This window comes from Actinomadura sp. 9N407, assembly GCF_044326315.1.
GTDB lineage: Bacteria > Actinomycetota > Actinomycetes > Streptosporangiales > Streptosporangiaceae > Spirillospora.
Genome location: NZ_JBIRAW010000003.1, coordinates 218,858 through 243,748 on the forward strand (window position 1 = coordinate 218,858; position 24,891 = coordinate 243,748).

Annotated in this window: 21 protein-coding genes; 9 read left to right on the forward strand and 12 right to left on the reverse strand. The window is 71.4% G+C overall.

The genetic code is table 11. From position 1 onward, the window contains the following. Positions 1 to 10: 10 nt before the first annotated feature. Entirely contained in the window at positions 11 to 658 is a 648-nt protein-coding gene (locus tag ACH34Q_RS06490) for a TetR/AcrR family transcriptional regulator (protein WP_395981831.1), read from the reverse strand. A 238-nt stretch (positions 659 to 896) separates the two neighbouring features. Then, positions 897 to 1,283: a nuclear transport factor 2 family protein gene (locus ACH34Q_RS06495; RefSeq protein WP_395981832.1), complete on the reverse strand. Its 387-nt coding sequence runs from the start codon at positions 1,281 to 1,283 to the stop codon at positions 897 to 899. A gap of 354 nt (positions 1,284 to 1,637) precedes the next feature. On the opposite strand from ACH34Q_RS06495, the gene ACH34Q_RS06500 reads away from it, so the two are divergent. Both ACH34Q_RS06500 and ACH34Q_RS06505 read left to right on the forward strand, forming a co-directional pair. Continuing rightward, complete coding sequence (locus ACH34Q_RS06500; RefSeq protein ID WP_395981833.1) at positions 1,638 to 2,111, forward strand: Zn-ribbon domain-containing OB-fold protein; 474 nt, start codon at positions 1,638 to 1,640, stop codon at positions 2,109 to 2,111. Beyond that, the gene (locus tag ACH34Q_RS06505) at positions 2,104 to 3,255 is read left to right on the forward strand and encodes a thiolase family protein (RefSeq protein WP_395981834.1); all 1,152 of its coding nucleotides are present in this window, start codon (positions 2,104 to 2,106) and stop codon (positions 3,253 to 3,255) included. The genes ACH34Q_RS06500 and ACH34Q_RS06505 overlap by 8 nt, the downstream gene beginning before the upstream one ends. 40 nt (positions 3,256 to 3,295) lie before the next feature. Here the strand turns inward: ACH34Q_RS06505 and ACH34Q_RS06510 are convergent, their stop codons facing one another. Both ACH34Q_RS06510 and ACH34Q_RS06515 read right to left on the reverse strand, forming a co-directional pair. Further along, positions 3,296 to 4,450, reverse strand: a complete 1,155-nt coding sequence (locus tag ACH34Q_RS06510) for an acyl-CoA dehydrogenase family protein (protein ID WP_395981835.1) — start codon at positions 4,448 to 4,450, stop codon at positions 3,296 to 3,298. Between the two features lie 91 nt (positions 4,451 to 4,541). Next, positions 4,542 to 6,134, reverse strand: coding sequence for a FadD3 family acyl-CoA ligase (locus ACH34Q_RS06515; protein ID WP_395981836.1), 1,593 nt, complete (start codon positions 6,132 to 6,134; stop codon positions 4,542 to 4,544). 364 nt (positions 6,135 to 6,498) lie between these two features. Between ACH34Q_RS06515 and ACH34Q_RS06520 the strand changes: the two genes are divergently transcribed. From ACH34Q_RS06520 to ACH34Q_RS06530, 3 genes are read left to right on the forward strand one after another with little or no spacing between them, the layout of a single operon-like run. Beyond that, on the forward strand, positions 6,499 to 7,545 hold the full coding sequence (locus tag ACH34Q_RS06520) for an acyl-CoA dehydrogenase family protein (protein WP_395981837.1): 1,047 nt from the start codon (positions 6,499 to 6,501) through the stop codon (positions 7,543 to 7,545). Continuing rightward, positions 7,532 to 8,662 carry an acyl-CoA dehydrogenase family protein gene (locus ACH34Q_RS06525; protein WP_395981838.1) on the forward strand — a complete coding sequence of 377 codons (1,131 nt, stop codon included), beginning with the start codon at positions 7,532 to 7,534 and terminating at the stop codon, positions 8,660 to 8,662. Before ACH34Q_RS06520 ends, ACH34Q_RS06525 begins: the two co-directional genes overlap by 14 nt. 11 nt (positions 8,663 to 8,673) lie before the next feature. Beyond that, a complete protein-coding gene (locus ACH34Q_RS06530) occupies positions 8,674 to 9,447 on the forward strand; it encodes an enoyl-CoA hydratase/isomerase family protein (protein WP_395981839.1) in 774 nt (257 codons plus the stop codon). A gap of 61 nt (positions 9,448 to 9,508) precedes the next feature. Here ACH34Q_RS06530 and ACH34Q_RS06535 read toward each other — a convergent pair whose 3' ends face one another. From ACH34Q_RS06535 to ACH34Q_RS06550, 4 genes are all read right to left on the reverse strand, one after another. Beyond that, entirely contained in the window at positions 9,509 to 10,495 is a 987-nt protein-coding gene (locus ACH34Q_RS06535) for an acyl-CoA dehydrogenase family protein (protein ID WP_395981840.1), read from the reverse strand. Continuing rightward, a complete protein-coding gene (locus ACH34Q_RS06540; RefSeq protein WP_395981841.1) occupies positions 10,492 to 11,622 on the reverse strand; it encodes an acyl-CoA dehydrogenase family protein in 1,131 nt (376 codons plus the stop codon). Before ACH34Q_RS06540 ends, ACH34Q_RS06535 begins: the two co-directional genes overlap by 4 nt. Before the next feature lie 11 nt (positions 11,623 to 11,633). Next, positions 11,634 to 12,077 (reverse strand): nuclear transport factor 2 family protein, encoded by a 444-nt coding sequence (locus tag ACH34Q_RS06545; protein WP_395981842.1) that lies wholly within the window; start codon positions 12,075 to 12,077, stop codon positions 11,634 to 11,636. A gap of 181 nt (positions 12,078 to 12,258) precedes the next feature. Further along, positions 12,259 to 12,912 carry a TetR/AcrR family transcriptional regulator gene (locus ACH34Q_RS06550; protein ID WP_395981843.1) on the reverse strand — a complete coding sequence of 218 codons (654 nt, stop codon included), beginning with the start codon at positions 12,910 to 12,912 and terminating at the stop codon, positions 12,259 to 12,261. A gap of 123 nt (positions 12,913 to 13,035) precedes the next feature. Here ACH34Q_RS06550 and ACH34Q_RS06555 point away from each other — a divergent pair, with 123 nt between their 5' ends. Next, positions 13,036 to 14,379 (forward strand): cytochrome P450, encoded by a 1,344-nt coding sequence (locus ACH34Q_RS06555; protein ID WP_395981844.1) that lies wholly within the window; start codon positions 13,036 to 13,038, stop codon positions 14,377 to 14,379. Between the two features lie 66 nt (positions 14,380 to 14,445). On the opposite strand, the gene ACH34Q_RS06560 is transcribed toward ACH34Q_RS06555, so the two are convergent. From ACH34Q_RS06560 to ACH34Q_RS06570, 3 genes are all read right to left on the reverse strand, one after another. Continuing rightward, complete coding sequence (locus ACH34Q_RS06560; RefSeq protein WP_395981845.1) at positions 14,446 to 15,657, reverse strand: hypothetical protein; 1,212 nt, start codon at positions 15,655 to 15,657, stop codon at positions 14,446 to 14,448. Positions 15,658 to 15,830: 173 nt separating this feature from the next. Then, positions 15,831 to 16,592, reverse strand: a complete 762-nt coding sequence (locus tag ACH34Q_RS06565; protein WP_395981846.1) for a GntR family transcriptional regulator — start codon at positions 16,590 to 16,592, stop codon at positions 15,831 to 15,833. A 219-nt stretch (positions 16,593 to 16,811) separates the two neighbouring features. Next, positions 16,812 to 17,726: an alpha/beta hydrolase gene (locus tag ACH34Q_RS06570; RefSeq protein WP_395981847.1), complete on the reverse strand. Its 915-nt coding sequence runs from the start codon at positions 17,724 to 17,726 to the stop codon at positions 16,812 to 16,814. A gap of 161 nt (positions 17,727 to 17,887) precedes the next feature. On the opposite strand from ACH34Q_RS06570, the gene ACH34Q_RS06575 reads away from it, so the two are divergent. The 3 genes from ACH34Q_RS06575 (at position 17,888) to ACH34Q_RS06585 (ending at position 23,291) form a co-directional block, all read left to right on the forward strand. Then, complete coding sequence (locus ACH34Q_RS06575; RefSeq protein ID WP_395981848.1) at positions 17,888 to 19,723, forward strand: class I SAM-dependent methyltransferase; 1,836 nt, start codon at positions 17,888 to 17,890, stop codon at positions 19,721 to 19,723. Then, the gene (locus tag ACH34Q_RS06580) at positions 19,720 to 20,679 is read left to right on the forward strand and encodes an alpha/beta hydrolase (RefSeq protein ID WP_395981849.1); all 960 of its coding nucleotides are present in this window, start codon (positions 19,720 to 19,722) and stop codon (positions 20,677 to 20,679) included. Before ACH34Q_RS06575 ends, ACH34Q_RS06580 begins: the two co-directional genes overlap by 4 nt. A 74-nt stretch (positions 20,680 to 20,753) precedes the next feature. Continuing rightward, positions 20,754 to 23,291: a DUF4132 domain-containing protein gene (locus ACH34Q_RS06585; RefSeq protein ID WP_395981850.1), complete on the forward strand. Its 2,538-nt coding sequence runs from the start codon at positions 20,754 to 20,756 to the stop codon at positions 23,289 to 23,291. 292 nt (positions 23,292 to 23,583) lie between these two features. Here the strand turns inward: ACH34Q_RS06585 and ACH34Q_RS06590 are convergent, their stop codons facing one another. Then, complete coding sequence (locus ACH34Q_RS06590) at positions 23,584 to 24,735, reverse strand: CobW family GTP-binding protein (protein WP_395981851.1); 1,152 nt, start codon at positions 24,733 to 24,735, stop codon at positions 23,584 to 23,586. Between the last annotated feature and the right edge of the window lie 156 nt (positions 24,736 to 24,891).

Below are 24,891 nucleotides of genomic sequence, written 5' to 3' on the forward strand. Positions count from 1 at the left end.
GCCTTGGGAGTCAGGCGGTTCCGCTCTTCGCGGGAGCCTTCCGATCGGCGGTGGAGTCCATGCCCAGCGCGTTGGCCCACAGGAGCGTGAGCTGCTCCACCGCCGCGTTCATGTCGAAGCGCGCGCCCCCGATGAACATCATCTCGGCGAACTTGGCGACCATGCCGCCCAGCGCCGTCGCGGCGTACCGCTCGTCGATCCGCTCATCGGCCAGCCCTTCCGACTGCAGCCGCTTGATCGCCGATTCGAGCCTGACCGCCAGGTTGTCGTCGCGCTTGGAGCGCACCTTGCGGACGTCGTCGTCATAGCGGCTGACCTCCTCGATGACCCGCATGATGCGGGCCTCTTTCCGGTACGCCGTCAGGTAGGCCTTGTTGGCGGCGCGGATGCGGTCGACGGGGCCGGCGCTCTCGGCGAGGTCCTGCGCGATGTCGTCCATGGACACCAGCCGCACCTCGACCTCCTCGGCGATCTCGCGGAAGAGAGATTCCTTGGAATCGAAGTAGTGGTAGAACGACCCGTGCGAGACCTGCGCCTCGGTGGCGATGTCGGTGATGCGCGCCTGCAGGAAGCCGTCGCGCTCGAAGACGGTCTTGCCGGCCTCGACGAGGCGCGCCCGCGTACGGCGGCCCTTCGCCGAGCGAGGCTCTGGGTCCATCCTGCCCTCCAACCGATGAATTCGACGTCGGAAACATAATGCCGCACCAGAACGTGCGATACGTCATCCGGAACGCGCGTGGCCCCCTGTGGCCGCGGGAGACATTGTCGTCCGGGTACCGTCCAGGTGACGGATTATCGCGGGTCAGCGCGAACGCAAAGCAGGCGATACGTCTAGATTGTCGGCATCTGTCCGCTAGGCAGATCCACCGTCGATGTGACCGATCTGACAATTTCGGTCACGCCGGGCGGCGGATATCGATGTGCCTCCTGGCGAACACCAGGCGCCCTTCCTCCCAGGTCATCCGGTCGACGTAGGCACCCGCCACAATCGCGCCGGTCTCGGCGTTGAAGAAGACGAACGGCGCCACCGAGTCGATGTCGCCGTCCGGACGGGCGTCAAGGCTGGGAACGCCCTGCAGATGAACCCCCTTCGGCGCGCGGGCCGCGAAAGCCTCCAGTTCCCGGCCGCCGATCTCCCTGCCGTCCGACACCGAGAGAACGCCTCCAGTGCCGTAGAGCCCGCTCCACGCCTCCGATTCACCGCCGTCGACGAATCGGGCATAGTCCGCCTGCAGCTTCGTCACCGCCGCCAGTTGCCGTTCGGCCCGCTCAGCATCGGTCATCCCGCCCCTCCCTCCTGCGGCCACCGCGGCCGGCCACCGCTCGACTGTCCAGCGGCTAGGTCATCCTTATGACTTCGATGTCAATATTGTCAAGCCTTCCAGTGCACTGAGAGAGTCCACCATCGCTTTACCTCGCTACATTGAGGCACTCTGGCGGACGGTCACGCCGGCCAGGCATCCGACTCTATTCTTCGATGTCGACGTCAGGATAGGATGATTCGGACGCACCTTGCGGGGCCGGCCCCGGCAGCACCGGGCCCGGCGCGAGCAGGGCGGCCGGCGCGCGTTCGCTCCGGCCCCGGGGCCCACGCCCCGGCCCGCCTCCCCTGGCCAGTGAGGAAGCAAGGAGAAGAGATGGCACCGGTCCCCATCGCCGACGACCTGTTCACCGGGTCCGGCGAAGAGTCCCGCCTCATCGGCGGCAAGTGCAAGGAATGCGGCACGTTCGTGTTCCCCGTCCGGACGGGCTGCGCGCGCTGCGGCGCCGCCGCGGTGGAGCGCGCGCCGCTCAGCCGCTCCGGGACCCTCTGGACCTGGACGAGCCAGGGCTTCCCGCCGAAGGCGCCGTTCCGCGGCGAGTTCGCCGGGACGGACCCGTTCGAGCCGTGGCTGGTCGGGGTGATCGAGCTTCCCGGGCAGCTGCGGGTCGAGTCGCTCATCGTCGGCTGCGCCCAGGAGGACCTGGCCTTCGGTATGCCGATGCGGCTGGTCACCACGCCGTTCCGCACCGACGAGGACGGCCGGGAGATCATCACTTTCGCTTTCAGCCCCGCTGGGGCCGACGCTCCCGCCGGGGCCGACGATGCTGGAGGGGCCGACCATGCCTGACGTCGCGATCATCGGAGTGGGGATCCACCGGTTCGGCCGGTTCCCCGGCAAGCCCGCCCTGGCCATGGGCGCCGAGGCCGCCAGGGACGCGCTGGCCGACGCCGGGCTGGCCTGGACCGACGTCCAGTTCGCCGTGGGCGGCAGCTACGAGGTGGACCAGCCGGACGCCGTGGTCGGCGAACTGGGGCTGACCGGCGTCCAGTTCACCAACGTCTACAACGGCTGCGCGACCGCCGGGAGCGCGCTGGCCCTCGCCAGCCAGACGATCAAGCTGGGACAGCACGAGATCGGCCTGGTCCTCGGTATGGACAAGCACCAGTCGGGCGCCTTCACGGCCGATCCCCAGGAGTACGGGTGCCCGCCCTGGTACGGCGAGATGGGGCTGTTCCTGACCACCAAGTTCTTCGGCATGAAGATCAACCGCTACATGCACGACCACGGGATCACCCACGAGACGCTCGCCGCCGTCGCCGAGAAGAACTACGGCAACGGCGGGCTCAACCCCAACGCCCACCGGCGCACCCCGCTGACCAGTGAGCAGATCCTCGCGTCTCGGATGGTCAACTACCCGCTGACGCAGTACATGTTCTGTACGCCCAACGAGGGCGCGGCGGCGCTGGTCGTGTGCAGCGCGGACGTGGCCCACCGCTACACCGACAAGCCGGTCTTCCTGCGCAGCGTCGTCACCCGGACGCGGCGCTTCGGGGCGTTCGAGGTGCACAGCCCGTCCGCCTCGGTGGCGGCCGACCACGTCCCGGCGCCGACCGTGGACGCCGCCAGGGCCGCGTTCGAGGAGGCGGGGATCGGGCCGGCGGACGTCGGCATCGCCCAGCTCCAGGACACCGACGCGGGCGCCGAGGTCATCCACATGGCCGAGGTCGGGCTGTGCGAGGACGGCGAGCAGAACAAGCTGATCGCCTCCGGTGCCACGGCGCTGGGAGGCGCGCTTCCGGTCAACACCGACGGCGGGCTGATCGCCAACGGCGAGCCGGTCGGGGCCTCGGGGCTGCGGCAGGTCCGCGAGCTGGTGCTCCAGATGCGCGGCACGGCCGGTGAGCGCCAGGTCGCCGGCGGGCCGCGGGTCGGCCTCGCCCAGCTGTACGGCGCTCCCGGGGTCGCCGCGGTCTCCATCCTGTCCACCTGACGGAGATCGCGGCGCCCCGTCGCGGGCGGCCCGGGCCCGGTCAGCCCGCGGCCGCCCCGAGCGCCTGGCGGGCGATGATCAGCTGCTGGATCTGGCTGGTGCCCTCGTAGATGCGGAACAGCCGCGCGTCGCGGTAGAACCGCTCGACGGCCACCGAGCGCATGTATCCGGCGCCGCCGTGCACCTGGACGGCACGGTCGGCCACCCGTCCGACGGCCTCGCTGCAGAAGTACTTGGCGGCGGCGGGCCCGGTCCGGCGGTCCGAGCCGTCCTGGTAGGCGCGCGCGGCGTCCAGGACGAGACTCCGCGCGGCCATCGTGTCGGTCACGGAATCGGCGATCATCGCCTGCACCAGCTGGTGGGACGCGATGGGGCGCCCGCCCTGCTTGCGGTCCGACGCGAACCGCACGGACTCGTCGATCAGCCGCTGGGACATCCCCACGCAGGCGGCGGCCAGTAGCAGGCGCCCGTTGGACAGGCAGCGCATCGCGGTCAGGAAGCCGGTGTCGACGCCCGCCTCGCCGCCGACGACCGCGTCGAACGGCACCCGCACGCCGTCGAGGTTGACGTCGGCCGTCCAGGCGCCGAACTGGCCCATCTTGTGGTCGCGCGGCCCCACCGACACCCCGGGAGTGCCGGCCGGGACGATGAACGTGGAGATGCCCCTGGACGACTTCGCGTCCGGGTCGGTACGGGCGAACACCATGAACACGTCGGCGATCGGCGCGTTGGTGATGTAGCGCTTGACGCCGTTGAGGACCCATTCGTCGCCGTCGCGGACCGCGCTCGTGCGCAGGTCGGACGGGTCGGACCCGGCGTCCGGCTCGGTGAGCGCGAACGAGGCGATCACCTCGCCCGTGGCCAGCCGGGGAAGCCAGCCCGCCTTCTGCTCCGCGGTCCCGCCGTCCATGATCACGTGCCCGGCGATGCCCACGTTGGTGCTGAACATCGAGCGCAGCGCCGGCGTGGTGTACCCGATTTCGATCAGCAGCCGGCACTGGTCGACGATGCCGAGCCCGAGCCCGCCGTACTCCTCCGGGATGGTGAAGCCGAACAGGCCCATCGTCTTGGCCGTCTCGCGCAGGACCGCCGGCACCTCGTCGTTCTCGTCGATCTCCACCTCGCGGGGGATGACCTCCTTGCGGATGAAGTCGCGGACCGCCTCGAGCATCGGCTCGAGATCGTGATCGTGCATGTCAGCCACCTTCCAATGGGACCGCCGCGCCGCCGGGACCGTCGCGCCGCCGGCGCATTCGACATAAACCGACGTCGGTGTCAATAATGCCTCAAGCGACGGGCCCGGCGGCCGCCCGGTCCCGCAGTGCGGTCTTGCGCACCTTCCCGCTGGCGGTGAGCGGCAGCTCGCCGATCAGCTCGACCCGGCGCGGAACCTTGTAGTTCGCCATCCGCTCACGGCACCAGGCGATGACCTCGTCGGCGGCCGGCGCGGGCGGGCGCGGCACGATGAACGCCATGCCCACCTCGCCCAGGCGCTCATCGGGGACTCCGATCACCGCGGCCTCGCGAACGCCCGGATGCTCCAGGAGCATGGCCTCGATCTCGGCCGGGTAGGCGTTGAACCCCCCGACGAGGAACATGTCCTTGGACCGTCCGGCGATGCGCAGGCACCCGCGCTCGTCGAAGCGGCCGAGATCCTCGGTGCTCAGCAGGCCGTCCGCGGAGAGCACCGCCGCCGTCGCCTCCGGGTCGTCCAGGTATCCGGCCATCACGGTCGGCCCGCGCATGACGATCTCGCCGACCTCGCCCGGCGCGACGTCGCCGCCCGCCCCGTCGACGACGCGGATCTCGAAGCCCGGCCGGGGACGCCCGACGGTCGTGGCGATGGTCTCCGGGTCGTCGTCGGGCGAGGTCGAGCTGGCCGTCCCGCCCTCGGTGAGGCCGTAACCGGCCACGATCACCGAGAACGGCAGCTCGTCACGGACCCGCCGGATCAGCTCGACGGGGATGTCGGCCGCGCCGGTCACCGCGACCCGCAGGCTCGACAGGTCGTACCGGTCCCGGTCGGCGTGCTCCAGGATCGCCTGGTAGAGGGCCGGCGGCCCGGGCAGGACGGTGATCCGCTCCTCGGCGACCTGCCGCAGCACCCGGTCCACGTCGAGTACGGGCTGCGGATACATGGACGCGCCACTGGCGAGGCAGGCCAGGATTCCGCCCTTGAAGCCGAACATGTGGAAGTAGGGATTGACCATCACGTAGCGGTCGCCGGCCGAGAGACCGGCCATGTCCACCCAGTCGGTCCCCACGCCCATCGTCCGCCGATGGGTCATCAGCACGCCCTTGGGCGTTCCCGTCGTGCCGGAGGTGAACAGCACGTCCGATAGGTCGTCCGGACCGAGGGCGGCCCGGCGCCGTTCGACCTCGGCGAGACCGCCGTCGACCGCGCGCGCCAGGAAGTCCGCCCACATCACGCCGGACCCGGAGGGCCCGCCCCGGGCGATGACGACGGTCCGCAGGTCCGGCAGGGGCACGCCCGACCCGGCGAGCATCGCGACGTAGTCGTTGCCGAGGAAGTCCGTCACCGTCACCAGGACCTTGACCCTGGCACGGCTCAGGATGTCGGCGGCCTCGCGCCCCTTGAACCTGGTGTTGACCGGAACGAGGACCGCGCCCGCCTGGTAGAGCCCCAGCAGCGCGACGATCCATTCGCGGCTGTTGAACGCCCAGATCCCGACGCGGTCGCCCGGTTCGACGCCCTCGGCCACCAGCGCCGCCCCGAAGCGGCGGGCCTCCTCGTACAGCTCCGCGTACGAGACGCGCGCGTCGCCGTCCACGACCGCGACGCGATCGGGGAAACGCTCCGCGGCGTCCTCGGTCATGGCCGCGACGCTCGGCCAGGTCGGCTCCCGGCTGTCGTTCATGCGCAACTTCCCGTCTCCGTGATTGACATCGACGTCAGTATAGACTTTTATCTAGAGGAGAACAGAGCTTGCGACATCCCGCGCCGGCGGCCCGCGCGCACCCCCGCGCGCGGGGTCCGGCGCGCTTCTCCCGAGGGTGCCGGTACATGATCACCAAGCCCGATCCCCGCACGGCCGCCGCGCCGTGTCCACCGGGCCGCGGCCGCGCCGCGGTGCCGGTCCTCCCGCCACGCCGCGGCCGGCTCCTCCCCCGAGGCTCGCTCGCGCCTCCCCCCATGCGGGCCACCGGCCTGCCGGACGCGTGCTCGCCGGACCCGTGCTCGCCGGTCAGGGGCCTACCCGGCATCGTGCGGGGTGACCGCTGATGGACGTCCGCCTGTCCGCTGATCAGCGGGCGCTGCGCGAAGCCGCGGCCCGGCTCGTCGACGACCACGCGCCCGCGTCCGTCGCCGATCTGGACGACACGACCCGGGCGGCGAGGCTGGAGGCGGCCCTGGTCCGTTCCGGCTGGCGCGAACTGCGCGTCCCCGACGACGGTGGTGACCGGCCGCCGGCCTCCGCCGTCGAGACCGCGATCGTGGCCGAGGAACTCGGCCGCGGCCTGGCCGACACCTCCTTCCTGGGCCCCACCCTGGCCACCGAGCTGCGCCGCCGCGCGGCGGCCGGGCCCGCCACCGCCCACGAGACCGTGCTGCTCCGTTCCGACCTGTCCGGCATCGTCGTGGTCGAGGACGCCGACATGCTCTGCAGCGGCATCGCGATCGACGTCCGGGGCGCCACGTCCGCGCTGGCCCTGGTCCGCACCGGTCACGGCTACGACCTGGTCTCTGTCCTGGTGACGGACGGCCCGCGCGGACACGACCTCACCCGTCCCACCGGTACGGTCGAGCGGGCGCCGTTCGAGGTGCTGCGCGACGCCGGCCGCCCGCTGACCACCGAGGACATCGAGGCCTGGTCGGCCTTCGCCCTCGCCCTCACCTGTGCCGACCTCGTCGGGACGATGCGGGGCGCGGTGGAAATGGCCCGCTCGTACGCCGGCGTCCGTCACCAGTACGGCGTGGCCATCGGCACCTTCCAGAGCGTCCATCACATGCTGGCGGACGCCTTCGTCTCGATCGAGGGGTCGAGCAGTGTCGCGCGGCACGCGGCCTGGGCGGCCGACACCCTCCCCGCGGGCGAGGCGCTCGCGGCCGCCGCGACGGCCAAGGCCTACTGCGCGCGCGCCGCGCGCGAGGTGTGCGAGACCTCCATCCAGGTTCACGGCGGGATCGGCATGACCTGGGAATGCCTGGCGCACATTCATCTGCGGCGGGCGCTGCTGTCGTCCCAGGTGCTCGGCGACGTGGGCGCGAACCTCGCCCGGATCGCCGCGCACCGCAAGATCGGAGGCGGACACGATGGACTTCGCTGACTCCCCCCAGGAGGCGGCATTCCGCGAGCGGCTGCGCGCGTGGCTCGTGGAGAACAATCCGGAACTCCCGCAGTCGTCCACGGCCGACGCGTACTGGGACGGGCAGGCCCCCTGGCACCGGGCCCTCTACGACGCCGGCTTCTTCGCGCTCTCCTGGCCGGAGGAGATCGGCGGCCACGGCCTGCCGAGCGTGTACGAGGCGATCGTGGACGGTGAGCTCGCCGCGGCCGGCGCACCCCCGCGTCCCAGCCTCGGCTACCTGGTGCAGGGCTTCCTGCGGCACGGTGGCGAGGACGTCAGGCGCCGGTTCCTGCCCGGCATCGTCAACGGGCGGCAGCGCTGGTGCCAGGGGTTCAGCGAGCCGGACGCCGGGTCGGACCTGGCCTCGCTGCGCACCCGCGCGGTCCGCGACGGCGAGGACTACCTGATCACCGGGCACAAGGTGTGGACCAGCTACTCCGACGAGGCCGACTGGTGCCTGGTCCTGGCCCGGACCGACGGCGAGGTCCCCAAGCACCGCGGGCTGTCGGCGTTCGCCGTCCCGATGGACCAGCCGGGCATCGAGCAGCGCCCGCTGAAGATGATCAACGGGGTCACCCGGGAGTTCGGCGAGGTGTTCTTCGACGGCGCGGTCGCGAAGGCGTCCGACATGATCGGGGCACCGGGCGAGGGCTGGAAGCTGGCCATGACCGTGGTCAGCCATGAGCGGGAGCCGGGCGAGCTCGGCTACGTCGCCCGCTACAGCAAGGCGGTCAACGAGCTCGTGGACCGCGTCCGGGCCGAACCGGACCGTTTCAACGACGAGAACGTGCGCGACGTCGCATGGGCGATCGTCGAGGCGGAGATGCTCCGGCTGCACGTGTGCCGGCGGCTCTCGGACCGGCTGAACGGGATCTCGCACGGTCCGGAGGGGTCGGTGGACAAGCTCCTGATGACGCGCGTCGAACAGGCCATCGGGCACGCCGCCCTTGGCATGAGCACCCTGACCGGTGACACCGAGGAGGACACATGGCTGAAGATGTACCTCTACAGCCGGGCGCAGAGCATCATGGGCGGAACGTCGCAGATCCAGCGCAACCTGGTGGCGACCCGGATCCTCGGGCTCCCGGTCTCGTGAGCGGCTACGGGATGCCTCCGGAGATCCAGGTCACCGCCGACGGGCCGATCAGGATCGTGACGCTCAACCGCCCGGACGCGCTGAACGCGTCCAACCACGCCCTCCATGAGGGACTCGGGGCGCTCTTCCCCCGGCTCGACGCGGACGAGGACGCCCGCGCCGTGGTGATCACGGGTGCGGGCCGCGCGTTCTCGGCGGGCGGCGACTTCTCCTACCTGGACGAGCTCACCAAGGACGACGAGCTGCGGCGCCGGACCCTGGTGGACGCCCGCCGCATCGTCACCGGCCTGGTGCAGTGCAGGCTGCCGATCGTCGCGGCCGTCAACGGCCCCGCCGTCGGCCTGGGGTGCAGCCTGGTCGCGCTCTCCGACATCGTGTTCATGGCCGAGAGCGCCCATCTCGCCGACCCCCACGTCCTGGTCGGGCTGGTGGCCGCCGACGGCGGCCCGGTGGTCTGGCCGCTGCTGACGAGCCTGCAGCTGGCCAAGGAGTACGCGCTGACCGGCGACCGGATCAGCGCCCGCCGGGCCGCCGAGATGGGGCTGGCCAACCATGTCTGCGCCGACGACGAGGTGATGTCCTCGGCCATGGCCTGCGCGCGCAAGCTCGCGGCGATGCCGCGCCGGACCCTGGAGGACACCAAGCGGGTCCTCAACCTGCATCTGGAACGGGCCGTGCTCGCCACGCTCGACTTCGCGATGGCCGCGGAGGACCGTTCGTTCCGCTCACCGGAACTACGGGCGACCCTGGACAAGCAGTTGTCCAAGCGGAGCGACCCCCGCTGACGGCCGGACGAGCGACGGGCGCCTTCCCCTCGGGGAGGCGCCCGTCGCGTTCACCGGACCTTCACAGAGGTGGAGCGGCCGGCAGCCGGCGGTCGCGCAGCAGCTCTTCCCCGAGCTCGCGCGTCAGCGACCGGGCGTCGCCGAGGAGCCCGTCGAGGGTGAGGACCCGCCGGAAGCAGTGGTGGAAGTCGTGCTCCTCGGTGAATCCCACGCCGGCGAGCACCTGCTGGCAATGCCGTGCCACCGTGCGCGCGTTGCGTCCGGCGAGCGCCTTGGCCATCCCGGCCGGCGTCGCGGGCACCTGGACGCCCGGGCCCGGCCCCGCCGCCTCGATCGCGGCGCCGGCGGCGGCCTCGGCGCTCTCGATCGCGACCAGGCCGTCGGCCAGGCGGTGCCGGACGGCCTGGAACGAGCCGATCGGCCGGCCGAACTGGATCCGGGTCACCGCGTGCTCTCGCGCGAGCCGGAGCATCGTCCGGCTCACGCCGACCAGCTCGTGGGCCAGCGCCGCCCGTCCCGCGGACAGCGCGTCCGCCCAGCCCGCGGTGACGTCCGCGCCACCGGACGCGGCGATCCCCCGCCCTTCGACCGTGACCAGTCCCAGGCGCGGGTCGACGCCCCCGACCGGCCGGGTCTCGAGCTCGCCCGTCTCCACGACGAACGCCCGAAGCGCACCGTCATCCTCGGCGACCACCACGGCGCGGGCGGCGCCACGCATCCGCACGGTGCCGAGTCCGCGCACCGCGAGACTCCCGTTCCGGACGGAACCGGGTGCCGCGTACGTTCCGAACGCCGGCAGGACGAACGCCGTGTCCGGACCGGCCGGCAGGCCCAGCGCCCCCGTCAGCAGATCGTCGAGCGCGCCCGAAGCGGCGTTCGCGGCTCCCTGGCGGGTGAACAGCAGCGGGATGACGGCGGCGCCCTCTTCCTCCAGCGCCTCCCGCCAGCCGATCTCCTCCAGCGACGCGTCGACCGCCGTGGCGGTCTCGCCCTTGAAGGCCCGGTCGAGGCTCTGCGACAGCAGGGCGTCCGTTTCGGCGTCCATCATCGGTCCGTCCCGAGGTCGAGCAGGCGGCACGCGATGATGTCGCGCTGGATCTCGGCACTGCCGCCGTAGATCGTCGCCGCCCGCGAGTACAGGAACTCGGTCCGCCACCGATCGCTGTCGGCATCGTCGCCGACGGCGATGCCCGGCGCCACCGCGTCCGCGGCCAGGTCGAACACCGTCTGCTCGGTGGTCGCCAGCAGCACCTTGTCGATCGACGTCTCCGGCCCCAGCCGCTCGCCGCGCGCCATCCGGTGCTGCGTCCCCCGGGAGCGCGCGTGGAAGGCGAACGCCATCTGGACGGCCTCACCGAGGTCCCGGGGATCGAGCGCCCCGTCCGTTGCGGAGGCGAGCAGGCGACCCAGCCGCTGCCGGAGATAGGCGCTGCGGTGCCACAGCGAGGTGCTCCGCTCGTAGGGCAGCAGGTCCATCGCGACGGTCCAGCCTCGATCGACCTCGCCGAGCGTGCGGCCGACCGGGACCGGCACGTCGTCGAAGAACACCTCGCAGAACTCGTCCCGCCCGTGCATCGCGCGGATCGGGCGCACCGTGATCCCGGGCGCGTCCATGTCCGCGAACAGCGCGGTGATGCCCTTGCTGCCCGACTCCGGTGCACCCGTACGGGCCAGCAGCACGCACCGGTCGGCGTACTGCGCCAGGCTCGTCCACACCTTCTGGCCGGTGACCCGCCAGACGTCGCCGTCCCGGCGGGCACGGCACGTCAGGGAGCCCAGGTTGCTGCCGGTGCTCGGCTCGGAGAAGCCCTGGCACCACGTCTCGTCGCCCCGCAGCAGCCGCGGGACCATCTCCGCCGCCAACTCCGGGCGGGCGAACTCGATCATGGTCGGCACCAGCACCTCGGTCATCGAGTAGATGCCGGGCTCGATCATGTCCCGGGACGCCAGCGCCTCCCCGAGGTAGGCGCGCATGAGCGTGGAGCCCCCGTACCCGCCGACCCGTTCGGGCCAGCCCCACCGCATCCAGCCGGCGTCGAACGCCAGGCGCTTCACCTTGGAGAGGTGCTCCATCTCCTGGTCGAGGGTGACGTCCGGGCCGAACGCGGCCTCGAGCTCCGAGGCGTTCTCGCCGAGCCACGCGTCCAGGCCGTCGCGGAATTCCTGTAGGTCCATGGAAGCGCGGTTCAGTTCGCCGTCTTCTGCCCGGGCACCGGACGCCGGGGATCGTGGGAACGCCCGGAGTCGCGGGAGCCGCTCTTGCGCAGGAAGGTCATCGCCCTGGTCCGCAGCCGCCAGCCGTCCGGAGTGCGGCGGTAGGTGTCGGTGTAGTACCCGATCCGCATCGAATGGTCGGTCTGGGCCACGAAGCACAGGGTCTGCTCCCCCGTCGCCGAGTCCTCGCCGTCGAATCCGATCGCCGGGGTGCTCACGGAGAACACTCCCTTGGGCGCGGCCGCCACGAGTTCCGGGAAGTCGTCGACACCGTACTTCTCCCCGAAGGCGCTGTACGTGCCGTCCGGCGTGAACACCGCGACGACCGCGTCCACATCGTCCTTCGTCATACCGACCGCGTAGCGCGCGAGCAACTGCTCGATCTCGATGATGTCGGCGATGTGCGAACTCTCCACGCTGGAGCCTCCTCGGCAGGGATCTCGGGCGAGCCGGCCGGCCGTGCCCGCACGGCACCCGCTCGACGGAATCCTAACTCGACATCGACGTCAAATCCAGTTCAACGGCGCCGCCGTGGCATTCGCGCTCGGCACCGGCTCTGCGGGGTTCCATCGCGCTACGCGTCGCGGGCTCAACAGGTCAGTGGAGCCGGTGCCGAAGCGGGGCGGCCAGGTCGGTGGTGCTCAGGGTCAGGGCGACGGTGTAGCGAATGAGATGGTCCCGGTCGATGTCCAGGTCGCCGCGGAACCAGGTGGTGAACAGCTCCCACAGACCGGCCGTGAGGGTCAGGCCGGTCAGTTCCAGGTCGCGGTCGGGCAGGGAGACCTCGTCCAGGACCTCGTCGGCCTGGGCGGCGAAGATGGCGGCCAGGGTACGGATGATCTCTAGGCGGCGCCGCTGGAGAAGGGGGGAGGCGGGGAACTCGTGGGTGAGGATCCGGGCACGGCGCGGGTCCGTGGTCAGGAAGTCGAGGACGGCCGTCACCACCGCGAGAGTACGGGCGTGCGGGCGGCGGGGAGCCTGGCGGGCGGCGGACAGGATCACGTCGGTTCCCTGGGCGATCTGCTCATCGACGACCGCCAGGAGCAGGGCGTCCCGGTCCGGGAAGTTCTCGTAGAAGTAGCGATCGTTGAGCCCGGCCTCAGCGCATACCTTCCGTACGGTCATGGCCTGCCACCCCTGGGTGCCCAGGAGCTCCAGCCCGGCCCGCAGCAGCGCGGCACGGCGGCGGGCTCGGCGCTGGTCGGCGGGAACTCCGCCGTAGGGGCGTGCGCGAGAAGGCTCAGAGGTCACGGCCCAAGTGTGCCGCACCCCTTGACGCGGCTCGCAAATCTGGAGATGGTTCTCACCAGATAATTCTGGTGCATAGGCTCACCAGAATTCCCCTCGCGGTGTGACTGGGAGTGTGATGGTCCGATGTCCACGGAGAACCCCGCACGGCTGACCACGGCGGACATCGATCTGAGCGATCTGCGGTTCTGGGCCCGGCCGCTGGAGGAGCGGGCACGGGCCTTCGCGCTGCTGCGCGCTCGCCCCGCGCCGGAGTTCTTCACTCTGCCCAAGCTTCCCTTCCTCGGGCAGAGCCCGGGAGCCTGGGCGCTGGTACGCCATGCCGACGTGACCGAGGCCAGCCGGCACCCGGAGGTGTTCAGCAGCGAACCCAGCGCCACCAGCCCGGCCGACATGCCGCGCTGGATGGACAAGTACTTCAACTCGATGATCGACATGGACGATCCGCGGCACGCCAAGATCCGCCGGATCGTGTCGCGGGCCTTCAGTCCCAAGATGCTCGCCAAGGCCGAGGACGACATCGCGCGGCGGGCCGCCCGGATCGTCGACGAGCTGATCGAGGCCGGAGGCGGCGACCTCGTCTCCCAGGTCGCGGTGCGGCTGCCGGTCGAGGTCATCTGCGACATGCTCGGCATTCCCGCCCGGCACCACCGCCAGGTGGTGGAGTGGACCAACATCATCGTCGGCTACTCCGACCCCGAATACGTGGGCGCCACCGTGGAGTACGGCGCCGATGGCACCGCGCGGATGGGCCGGCTCGCCACGCTGCGCATGCTGGGCACCATCGCGTCCGCGGGATGGCGGCTGCACCGGCTGGCGGCCCGGCTCGGCCGGGAGCGCGCGACCACGCCCACCGACGACCTGACCTCTGCCCTGGTGAACGCCAACGTCGACGGTGAACGGCTGTCCCCGCGCGAGTTCGCCACGTTCTTCCTGCTGCTGGTGGTGGCGGGCAACGAGACCACACGCAATGCGATCGCGCACGGCCTGAGGCTGTTCACCGAGCATCCCGAGCAACGCGAACTGCTGCTGGCCGACTTCGACGGGCGCATCGCGGGGGCCGTCGAGGAGATCGTCCGCTACAGCAGTCCGGTCATCTTCATGCGCCGAAACCTCACCCGCGATCACGAGATGAACGGCCACACCTTCCGCAAGGGCGACAGGGTGACGCTGTTCTACTGGTCCGCCAATCGCGACGAGGACGTCTTCACCGACCCCGAGTCGTTCGACATCACCCGTTCCCCGAACCCGCACGTCGGATTCGGGGGGCCCGGCCCGCACTTCTGCCTGGGCGCCAACCTGGCGCGGCGCGAGATCACCGTGATGCTCCGTGAGCTGTTCACCCGCCTGCCCGACATCACCGCCGGGGAGCCGGATCGGCTCATGTCCGGTTTCATCAACGGTTACAAGCGTCTTCCCTGCACCTTCACTCCCCCGGCCTCCGCGCCCGGCCAGACGAAGGACGCATGACCGCGCGGGCCGTCCCCGGCCTACCGGGGACGGCCCGCGCGGACATGAGCGGAACCGCTCAGAACGTCAGGTCACCGGATTGTCGACCAGGTAAACGGGCGGCGACGGCTTGGCGCAGGTCGCCTGGGTGGGCGCTCCGCCGTCGAAAGTGAGCTGCGCACTGGCTCCGCCCAGCATCACCCGCACGTTCCGCGATCCCGCCGATGGCTTGAACGGGCCCGCCGTCAGCGTGCCGTCCGCGGGCAGCGGCACGACGAGCCGCTGGTCACGCGCCAGGGTCGTCCGGGGGATCTGGACACCCTCGCTCGGGATGACGTTGAGGGTCTGCGGGGTGCCGCCCTCGACCTCCAGGTTCAGTTCGGACACCCTTCCCGAGACCGTCTTCACTCCCTGGTCGAGGAGGCTGTTCACGGTCTCCTTCGGCACCGTCAGCGCGCCGGACGCGTTCGTGAAGGAGAACGAGCCCCGCCTGCCGACCGTGAGCGGAATGCCGTCGGCGCCGACCGCGATCCCGATGTTGTGCGGCTGCCCGTTCCAGGTGCACCGGTAGGGCGCGTTGATGATGCCGGCCAGTTCGCCGGACTTGGGTTCGGGGAAGTTCAGCGGCGCGCCGTGGATCTTCGCGGGCGGTTGTCCCGGCTCCCCGCCCACCGCGATCGTCAGCAGCGCGTTGCCGCCCCGCGGCTTGCAGTCGGCGGTGATGGGGAGCGAGAAGCCGGCCGAGGACTTCAGGTCGACCTTCGCGAACGCGCTGTTGAAGCCCAGCGTGACCTTGCCGCTCCGCGGGGCGGTGTAGGGCCCCACGTCGAACGGGTCCTGGCCGGGCGCGGGTAGCCCGACCTTCAGCGGCTTTCCCGGCTCGATCGGGATGTCGGAGAGCGTGATCGGGTCCTTGGCGATGTTCACCGCGTCCGGCGTCGAGTCGGTCGCGCCGATGGACATGTCGCTGATCGTCGCGTCGGCCTTGTCGATGCCCAGGATCGGGGCCAGGGCGGTCAGCCAGGCCGGGAAGGTGATGCTGCCCGAGCCCTGGGTCAGCCAGAACTCCTGGCCGGGCCCGAGCCGCACCGGCGCGACGCCCTGGATGTCGACGTCCAGGGGCAGCCACAGCACCGGCAGCGCTCCGGCGAAGTTGATCGTGCAGGCGATCGGCAGTTTGAACCGGCCGGTGTCCACGCCGACGGCCGGCAGATCCTGCGGCGGGATCGCGTTGGCCGCCTGCGGTACCGCCAACGTGGGCACCAGCATCGCCACCGCGCTGATCGCGGACAGGAGCATGGTGCGGATCGGTCTGCGACGTGCCGGGCGCCCAAGGGCGTGGCGCGGTCTGGGGGTGAGTCGCATGTGGTCCCTCATTCCTTCGAATCGGGGAATGCGTCCCACAGTGTGTGTCGCACAGTTGACCGTTGAGTAGAAAGCGCAGTGCGGTTTCGGGTCGGCGGGCTTCTGCCCTAACTCACAACAACGTTCCCCGGGGGTCGGCCACCCTGCGGGTCGAGCGCCGTGCGGAGCCGTCCCAGCACCTCCGCGTGCCAGTCGTCCAGGAGCCCGATCGCCTGCCGGGCGGGTCCCATGTCCCCCGCCTCCCATGCGCTGACGAGCTGGTCCCACCACCACACGTGAACGCCGGGGGCGTCGAACACGACGTCGAGCACCTCCGGCACCTCGCTCAGCATCGGCCCCAGGGAGTTGAGCACCCCGAGGAAGACCCCGCCTCCGACCGCCATCGATCCCGCCCGCAGGACCTCCAGCACGCCCTGGTGGACGTCCGCCGGGCTCGCCTTCTCGTCTTGGGCCAGCATTTCGAGGCGCCGCCACGCCCGCCTCGCCGGCGCCGGGTCATAGGCGCCCGGGTCCGCCTCGATCTTGTCCGCGACCGACGCGTAGAACAGGCGCAGGGTCTCCAGGATGTCCCGGAGGATCCGTACCGCCAGATCGGGCAGCCTTCGCGAGAACCGGAACAGGTAGCGCCACGTCTCCACCCCGCCGTACGCCTCGACGTCGCGGACCACGGCACCGATCCCCTGATGGGTCTCCACGAAACCCGCCGCCCGCAGCTGTCCCAGCACGAGCTGCACCGTGGACGGGTTGATCTCGTACTCCTCGGCGAGCCGCCGGATCGACGGCAGCCGCTCCCCTGCCCGCAGCCGTCCCACCGCGATCGCGAACGCGATCTGCTCGGCGACCTCCTCGACCATCGTCCCGCCGGTCATGGCGCCCCGGCAGCCTTCGCGACCCGTCCAGCGCCCGCCTGTGAGCTCCGCATGCCGGACAGCGTACGGCTTGTCCCGCTTTCCGGCGTTCCTTCAGCGCCCCGCACCGCTCCGGGCGTACGGCCTGGATCACTCATCTGATTGAGGAAACCGATCCCCGACTTCTGCCTTCGGGACACTACGTGCGGGCCACTGTGTGACACAGACTCTGGTGCACCCTTACTCCGTGGGAGGAACCCTTGCAGTCGTCCTTCTCTCCTGCCGCTGAGTGCCGACCGACGCGATGAGCCGGGGCCAGATCCGATGAAGCTCCCGTTCCCAATAGGGCCAGCTGTGCGTGCCGTTCCGGTACAAGTGGGCCGTCGCGGGGATTCCCAGGGCGCGCAGCCTCCGCAGGAACGGGCGGATGGTCGACCGCACGACGGGCTCGGCGAGGTTGGCCGCACTCCAGGGCCCCGGCGGGTCCAGCGGGCCGGGACGCCCGGTCAGCCCGCACGACACGAACACGCCCGTACCGCGCAGCCCGGCCGCCAGGTGGAGCGGGTCGGCGGCCCGCCAGCGCCGGTCTTCGAGTACGGGCACACCCCACATGCCGAACGGGTTCACTCGGCCGGCGATCCCGGTGGCGGCGAGCAGGGTGGTCGCGGCGAGCGGGGAACGGATCGTGCACGGTCCGCTCAGGGCGGCCGCGAATCGGAACTTTCCGGGATGAGCCGCCGCGCTCAGCAGCGCCCCGTACCCGCCGCCGGAGACACCCGCGACCGCGCGCACGGCCGAGGCCCGGTACCGCTCCCGCATGAGCGCGTGGAGGTCGTGGACGTGGAAGGCCTGCCACTGGGGGCCGTGGCGCCAGTCGGCGTATCCGCCCGCCCGTCCGCCGTCCGGCATGACGATGAGGACGTCGTCGTCCCGGCTGAGACGCTCCACGTCGGTGTGGCGCGTCCACGACGCCGAGTCGTCGAGACCGCCGTGGTGCAGCGTCAGCAGCGGCCAGGAACCGCCGCCGCGCTCGGTCCAGCCCCGCGGGACCAGGACCCGGATCGACCATTCTCGCGGGCCGATGGAATCGGCCCGCACCGTCAGTCTCCTGAGCCGGTCGCCCAGCCTCTCCTCGTCGAGGACCTTGATCGCCATGAATCGAGGTTATGGCGCCACTGAATGGCGCGACACTGAGCCGGCGAAGATTCGGCTTCGCCGATCGCTTACTTTCCTGAGTCCTTTCGGGACCCTTCTTCGATGACACCAGAAATACCGATCGGCGTTTCTGGCGACCCTGGATGAAAGGAGGCCGGAACATGGCCGTCGGATTGATCATCGTCATCGCGCTCTGCATGACGGCCAACGCGTGGCGGCTGCGGGCCCGCCTGCGCGGCCTCCATCCGCTGCCGCCCGCACCCGGCGGCCATCGGCCGGACGGTGAGCGGGACGAGTTCGTCCTGCTCACCGTGGACGGAGTCCAGGTCCCGCCCGGAGTGGTGCGCGCCGCCGAGCAGCACGCCCGCGACAAGGACCTCGGCCTGGTCGATCTGATGCCCCGGGATCTGCACGTCGACGCGGTCCTCGACCTGGCCCGCCACCTGGACTTCGACGCCTACCGCGACGACGTCTTCGGGATGGGCCGCGGGGGCTGTCACGCGGTGCTCGCCTCGCGTACCGCCGTCACCGGCGCCGGGATCACGAGGTTCACCGGCCTCGACCCCGACGAGCTCGGTGCGGCCACCGCCCGGCTGCGGCTCTACACGGGCTCGGCCGACATCGTCGTCGCCCCGTTCGGCGGCCACGACCAGACCGCCTTCCGGCGTTCGCGAATGCGTTCGCTCGCGCTGGTGATCCCGCAGACCCTCGCCCTGCCGCAGACACTGTTCGCCGCTGCGGGCGGATACCTCCTCGTGGCCGGGGCCATCATGCTGGCGCCGGTCGCCGGGCTCGGGCTGGCGCTGCTGTACTGCGCTCTCCCGGCGCTGGTCTTCGCCGGTGCCGCCGTCCGGCCCCGCGACCTCGCCCGCGTCTGCGCGCTACGGCTCGTCCACACGCCCCGCTCGATCGCCCGCACCCTCACCGCCCCGAGGACGCGCTGGGAACGGGAGCTGATCGCCCGCCGTGAGCAGGCCCGGGTCTGGTACAGGGCCGAGATCGACCAGGGGGTCGACCGGTTCGCCGGGCCGCGCGCCGAGGAATGCCCGTGGTGCGGCGGCCGCGCGCTGAGCAGGCGGGTCGTGGCCCGCGACGTCCTCCAGGGCAAGCCGGGACGTTTCACCATGGACCGGTGCGACGGCTGCGGGCACGTCTTCCAGAACCCGCGCCTGACCCCCGAGGGCCTGGCCTTCTATTACAAGGACGTCTACGACGGTCTCGGGGACGTCCTGGCCGAGCGGATCCTGTCCTCCAACACCTCCTGGTACCTCGCCCGCGCCGGCCTGGTGGCCCGTGCGACCACCCCCCGGACCTGGCTCGACGTCGGCACGGGCAAGGGGCATTTCTGCCGTGCCGCGCGGACCGTCCTGCCCGGCACGCGCTTCGACGGCCTCGACTTCGGCGCGGCGGTCGACGAGGGCGCGCAACGCGGCTGGGTCGAGCGCGCCTACCGCGGCGAGTTCACGGCACTGGCCGCCGACCTGGCCGGGCGCTACGACGTGATCAGCATGCACCACTACCTGGAGCACACCGCCGACCCGCTCACCGAACTCGACACCGCCGTCAAGGTACTGCCGTCAGGGGGGCACCTCCTGATCGAACTGCCCGACCCCGAGTCATGGTTCGGCAGCGTCCTGCGCGGCTTCTGGCTGCCCTGGCTCGCGCCCCAGCATCTGAACATGATCCCCATCGGCAACCTGCGCGAGGCGCTGGCGCAGCGCGGCCTGGAGATCCTCGCCGAAGAGCGCAGGGAAGCCGACCAGGGACCGGACTTCGTCGCCTCCGCCGCGGCCGTCCTCAACTGGCTCGCCCTCGACGTCGACCGGCCGTGGTGGCCGCGTCCCCCGGGCCGCCGCGAGTACGCCGGCGCGCTCGCCACGATCGTGCTGGCCGGCCCCCTCATGGGGACGGCCCTGCTGCTGGACCTGCTCACCATCCCCATCGCCCGGAAGAACAGCAACGCCTACCGGGTCCTGGCCAGAAAGAACCTCGGATGAGACGCCTTCCGCTGACGCTGATGCTCACGCTCCTGCTCTCGCTCATCTCCGTACCCGCGCGCGCCGGCGCGTCGGAGATCACCGAGAAACGGCTCGACGCGCGCACCCTCGACCTGACCTGGACGTCGCCGAACGTCGGCGACGTCAGCGCCCGCCTCCTGCTGCCCAAGGGCTGGACCCGATCCGCCAAGCGCACCTGGCCGGTCGTCTACGCCTTCCAGGGCGGCCGCGACGACTACACCTCCTGGACCCGCGAGACCCACATCGAAGAACTCGCCGCACGGTGGGACGTCATGGTCGTCATGCCGTCCGGCGGGAACAACGGCAGCTACACCGACTGGTGGAACGACGGGAAAGGCGGCGTCCCGCGCTGGGAGACCTTCCACACCAGCGAGGTGCTCACACTGATGGCCCGCTACCGGGCAGGAACCCGCCGAGCCGTGATGGGCGCTTCATCGGGCGGCCAGGGCGCGCTGGCCTACGCCGCCCGGCACCCCGGGATGTTCCGGTACGCGGCCTCCTTCAGCGGCTCCACCCACCTGACCATGGACGGGATGCAAGCGTTCCTGCTCGCGATGAACCTGCTCGGCTCGGGCATGGACGCCTTGCGCATCTTCGGCCTGCCCGGCCGCGACGACGCGAACTGGCGGGCCCACGATCCGTACGTGCTGGCCGAGAAGCTGCGCGGCGTCGGCCTGTACGTCTCCAGCGGGACCACCGGCATGAACGGCCCGTACACCCCCGAGGGCGCCCAATGGCGGCTCACCCAGCTCAGCGAGGTCCTCATCGGCCGGATGAACCGCTCGTTCGTCACCCGGCTACGCGAACTGAACATCCCGGTCACCTCCCACATCTACGGCGACGGCTGGCACGCCTGGCCCGAATGGATACCGGAAATGAACGCGGCCTGGCCCTTGATGATGCGCACGATCGACGCGAAGGGCGCCAAGGCCTGAACTCCGGATCACGGTCTTCCTGTTTCCCCATTGCGACGGCGGGCTGTCGGTCGCCTGCTCTACGGTGAGGCGCCATGGAAGATCACCTTCGGGACGAGGGCATCCTGATCCTCCCGGATCCCTTGCGGCGCCACGTCTACCCGCGGCGGGACGGGAGTCCGGGCCCGAGGCCCAAGGTCAACCGGTCCGCGGGCAGGACCGTGCGTGAACGCGTGCGCGCGCTGGAGGCCGTGCGACCGCTCGCGGAGCGCGAGGGCGTCACGCCGGACATGGCCGAAGCCCTGCGGGCGTACGCGTCCGGAGGCGCGCATCCCCTCGGCGCCGCAGTGGCCGCCGCGCTGCTCATGCAGGACGCCGGGAACGATGACGAGAAAGTCGCCGTACTGGCCGTCGACTCCTGGGTGGCCGGGCACGGGCTGCCTTTCGCCGCCTGCGCGTTCGCCGAGTGCAGCCAGATCCTCTGGGACCGCCCTGGGCTCGGCCTCGTCGACGGGAGCGGCACGGGAGTTCAGGGCTCGGCCATCGTCTCCCAGGCACCCAAGGCCGCCGTACGGCTCCGGGCGTTTCTGTCCGTCGCCGATGAGGAGGTGTATCAGGAGGCGGTGGACCGGTTGGCGGGATGCCGGCGCACCGCGTCCCAGCGGGTGGTGGTCTCCTTCCTGGTGCCCGCCCGCGAGGACTGGGTGGACGAGTGCTGCGCCGACCCTCCCCCTGCGAGGGGCCAATTGGGTTTCTGGTGGATGCTGTACGGCTCGCTCGGCTCGCCTGGCCAGGTCGACCAGCTCCTCCAGCACAGGGTCGTCAGCAGGTTCCTGTGGGACCGGGCACTCCTGGCCACCATGGCGGACGCGGTGGGGCCGGCCATCACGCCCCTGGTCGTCGCAGCGTTCGACGACACCTGGGACACCTCCGCACGCAAGCTGTTCCTGGAGTTCCTTGCGGTCCTGCCGTGCGACGAGGCGTTCCGGGCGCTGGTGGATCGCGCCGATCAGAAGAACGTGCAGCCCGCCCTGCTCGCGGCGGCCAAGCGGTTCCCCGAGCGGGCGCGGCGGCTGCTGCCCGAGCTGGCGGCCGAGAGGGACGCGCTGGCCGCCGGCCGGCTGCCGGACGCACCGGTGGACGCCCTTCCCAAGCCCCTGACCGACCCGCGGAGTCTCCCCTCCCGCGTACAGGAGCCGGGTGAGTGGGCCGATCTGGAGACGCTGCCGCAGATCAGGCTCCGTGACCGGGGCGAGGCGCTCCCCGCCGACGCCACCCGCCGCCTGCTGACGATGCTCGCCATGTCCTCCTCCGCAGAGGCGCACGCGGGCCTCGCGGCCGTCAAGGACGCGTGCGACGCCAGGTCGCTGGCCTCGTTCGGGTGGGCGCTGTTCCAGCTGTGGGACAAGATCGGCGCACCGCCCAAGGACCGGTGGGCGCTGAGCCGGATGGGGTGGTTCGGCGATGACGAGACCGTCCGCATGCTGACACCGCTCATCCCCGCGTGGCAGGGGAAGCGCGCCCACGCCAAGGCGTTCGCCGGCCTGGACGTCCTGGCCGGGATCGGCTCGGACGTGGCGCTGACGCATCTGGACGGCATCGCGCAGAGGGGCAAGTACAAGGACCTCAGGAAGCGCGCCCACGAGAGGTTCGATGAGGTCGCCGGCGAGCTGGGACTGACGCCCGAGCAGCTCCGTGACCGGCTGCTCCCCGACTTCGGCCTGGACGCGGCGGGCAGGCTCGTCCTGGACTACGGGCCGCGGCGCTTCCTCGTCGGCTTCGACGAGAACCTCAGGCCGCACGTGGCCGACGAGGACGGCACGCCCCGCAGATCGCTCCCCAAGCCCGGCGCCAAGGACGACCAGGAACTCGCGACCGCCGCCTACAAGCACTTCACCGCGCTCAAGAAGGACGTGGGCACGGTGGCCGGCGACCAGATCCGACGGCTGGAGGCGGCGATGGTGGCACGGCGCCGCTGGACCGTGGCGGAGTTCCGGCGCCTCTTCGTGGAGCACCCCCTGCTCTGGCACATCGCGCGCCGCCTGGTGTGGCTCGCCGAAGACGGCTCCGGGACGACCGCTTTCCGCGTCGCCGAAGACCGCACGCTCGCCGGCCCCGGCGACGGCGCGCTCACGCTGCGGGATGGGACCCGCATCGGCCTCGCCCACCCGCTGGACCTGGGCGGAGCGCTCGGCGCGTGGACGCGTGTGCTGGCCGACTACGAGCTCATGCAGCCGTTCCCGCAGCTCCACCGCCCGGTGCACGTCCTGACCGAGGCCGAGCGCGCCGTCCGGCGGCTGGCCAGGTTCCAGGACGCCGCCGCACCGGCCCGGGCGGTGCTCGCCCTCGAACAGCGCGGGTGGCGGCGCAGCGCACCCGTGGACGGCGGCTACCAGCGGTGCCTCTACCGCAAGGTCCCCAGCGGCCTGTTCGTCAACGTCAAGATCGACCCGGGAATGAAGATCGGGCACGGGGCCGACAACCCGGAACAGCGGCTGGCTGAGATCCGGCTCGACGACCGTCCCGAGGAAGGCCACTGGTCCTCGCGCGACGGGCGGACGTTCGGCGACCTCGATCCACCCACCGCCTCCGAGGTCCTCAGCGAGCTCGCCGAAGCGACCGCCCGGGAGTAGACAGTGTTTCAAAGTCCCGGCCCACGGTGCTCGCCTGGCGGCTCGCACCGTGACCGGTTCTTGTGCGAGCGCGGCATCGCTTCGCGATCTGCCCGGGTGAGGCTCGCCTCCGGCTTTGCCTCACCGGCCAGGTAACGCGCTCGCGCGGTGGCTGAGCCCTCTTTGAGACAGGCATTAGACCCCCCGTTTCCGCGCAGCCGGAGCAAGGCGGCTGCGGCCGATCCCTGCGCGAGGGGTTTCCCGATCGCCTGTCCATGGTTCGGGTCCTATCCACCTGGCAGACGACCACCCGTCAGACGGCCGTGTCCAGGTCGAGGATCTCGGCGAACGGGTCGTCCAGGCAGGTGGCGGGCTCGCCGGGGGCGAGCAGGCATCCGTCGAGCAGCGCGTGGATCCGGTCGTGGTCGAGTTCGGGGCCGGTGAGGACCAGGTGCTGGACGCGGTCACCGTGGTCGGCCGACCAGTCCAGCTCGGCGGCCAGCCGGCGGGCGGGCGGGACGGTGTGCCAGTCGTGTTCGGGGAGGGCGGCCAGCCAGGGGCCGGTGTCCTCGACCATGACGACGCCGGCGACGGCGTCCCAGGCCAGCATCCGGTCGGGCCGGCTGGAGAGCCAGAACCGGCCGCGGCTGCGTACCGACTCGGTGGCCAGGACGTCCATGGCGTCGAAGAACCGGGCCGGATGCAGGGGCGTGGTGCGGTGCCAGACCACGGTGTCGGCCGCGGGGGTGTGCGACGCGCAGGGGAGCTGCGCCGTGGCCGGGTCGACGCGGGCCGCCAGCTCGTGGGCGCACAGCGCGGGGCCGGCGAGCGGAGGCAGCGGCTCGCCGGGCATGGTGACCGGCGTGATCGGGGCCAGGTGCCCGAGCAGTTCGCGGCACAGGTCCAGATCCCCCCGGTCGGCCGGGGGCAGCGGGGCCGGCAGGGTCTCGGGGACGACCAGCGCGGTGGCGTACTCGATCTGGTGGGCCAGTACCTCGGCCAGGTAGCGCCGGTCGCCGGGCGCGCCCGGCTTGCCCGCCTCGGTCAGCAGTTCGCCGCGGCAGATGTCGGTGGGCATCAGCTCGGCGTCCACCGCGGTGAGCACGCCGGTGAGCCGGATGTCGCCGTCCAGGCCGGGATGGTCGAGGGCTTCGGCGACCGACCGCGGCTCGACGCAGTCCCACAGGTCCACGACCAGCAGTTCGGCGCGGCCGGCGTACCGGAGCAGCTGGGGGATCAGATCCTCGCGGACGGTGCAGGTCACGCAGCCGTGCTCCAGCCGGATGAGGGTCCGCTCCAGCGTCGTGCCCGCATCGCGGACGGTGCGCGTCACCAGCCCGCGGGTGATGGCGCGCAGATCGTGGTGGATCGCCACGGCGCCGGGATGCTCGCGCAGCAGCCGGTCGACGACGGTGGCGCGGGCGGTGCCGTGCAGCCCGGCCACCAGTGCTACGGGAACGGACATCGGAGACCCCTTCTGCAAGTGAAAACGATTATCACTATCATTGCATGCGTCGAGGCTCCCTGCGGCTCCCGGACTCCCGGCACGCTCTGAACGGCGCGGGGCATGACCTGGATCTGGTGAAATCTGCTCCAGACCGCATCCCTGGAACGACAACGT